This is a genomic window from Streptomyces sp. NPDC043870 (assembly GCF_056435785.1).
In genome coordinates, this window is record NZ_JBWKDT010000143.1 from 1 (window position 1) to 1469 (window position 1469).

1 protein-coding gene is annotated in these 1469 nt (G+C 66.8%); it reads right to left on the minus strand.

Annotation, left to right across the window (positions count from 1 at the left end):
- Positions 1-194 precede the first annotated feature (194 nt).
- Positions 195-1427 (minus strand): IS4 family transposase, encoded by a 1233-nt coding sequence (locus AC0699_RS39740; RefSeq protein ID WP_478671597.1) that lies wholly within the window; start codon positions 1425-1427, stop codon positions 195-197.
- Positions 1428-1469: the final 42 nt, after the last annotated feature.

Here is a 1469-nt window from a genome sequence, read left to right on the forward strand (position 1 = left end):
CAATACCGGTGATTTAGGTGCTTTTCTGGCGTTTGCTGGTTGGTTTGGTGGGTGGAACGAGTGTGACTACCGCAGTGGGTGGTGGGGATGGCTTGCGGTGGTGGGTGCGCTTGAGGTGCCAGTTGGTCATCTTGCGTTTGATGACGCGCGGGTTGGAGCGTTGCCTGCGCGGTGGCAGGAGTCGTTCCAGCAGCTCACGGATGGTGTGAGTCAGGGCCTGCTTGAGCCGGGAGGGGGGAAAGTGCCGCCTGGTCGGTGACGTGGCGGCGGGCGACGTTCAGGGTGCGGGTGAAGGACAGCCGGTCCGGGTCGAGGCCAGCTTGGCGAGCGGTTGCGTGCATGACGTCCCGAAGTGCGTGGTGGACGAGAAGAAAGCCGTAGATTTCCTGCTCGACGCCGTCGGGGTATTGCGAGCGGAGGACGAGGCGGGGTCCGCCCTGGTGGGTCTTGATCTCGTCCAGGGTGTTCTCGATCTCCCACCGCTGGTGGTAGAGGCCCGCCAGGTCGGTGGCGGGTGCCTGGTCCGGGTCGCAGATGGTCGTGATCAGCCGGTAGACCGTGTCGTCCACCTCGCGGCCCAGGGTGTACTCGATGACCCTCACTCGGGCCGGGTCACGGCGGTCGCGGTCGCCGGTGGCCACGATCTCGGACAGGTAGGAGCCGTCGTCGAAGGCTTCCAGAACCGGGAGCACGATGTTCTTGCGGACCCGCCACAACAGGTCAGCGCCCGTGCCCGAGGCGGCCCGCCAGAGCTCGAAGCCGGTGATGCCGCGGTCGGCCATCAGCAGCATTCCTGGCTCGAGCCGGTCCAGCAGGTCGGGAATGAGCTGCTGTTCGTGCCTGCAGAGCGGACCGGTCGCTGTGGCGAACACCGCGTGTGTTCCGCATTCCACCAGAGCGGCAACCCTCACCTGCGGATACGCACTGCGCTGCTGTCCCCGGCCTGAGCCGGGCCGGCCGAAGAACATGCTGTTGGCCTCGGTGTCCGGCACGTCGAAGACGGTGCCGTCCACCGCGACCAGCCGCCACCGCCGATACCAAGCCCCAGCCGTGTCCGGGACAGCCACCGGCCGACACACCCGGTCGAACAACACCTTCATCGGTTCCGGCCCCAACCGCCTGCGGGCCCGGCCGATCGCCGCCGTCGTCGGCACTCGCCACGGCTTCTCCCACCGCCGCACCCGCTCCAGCCCCTGCGTCAGCAGCCGGGCCACTTCTTCATAGCCCTGCCCAGAGAACAGACACATCGCGAGCACGAAGTAGACCACCACCCGAGCCGGCAGCAGTCGGGAACGCTGTTCCAGGCGCCCGCACTCCGCGATCACCTCATCCACCAACTCGGGCGGAAACACCCGCGTCAACACACCCAGAGCGATCCGGTCCGACAACCGCTCACCCGACGACTTCACCTGTCCAGGCCTTGGCACACCACACCCAACGACCCACCCCCAACAAAGTCACCGGTATTG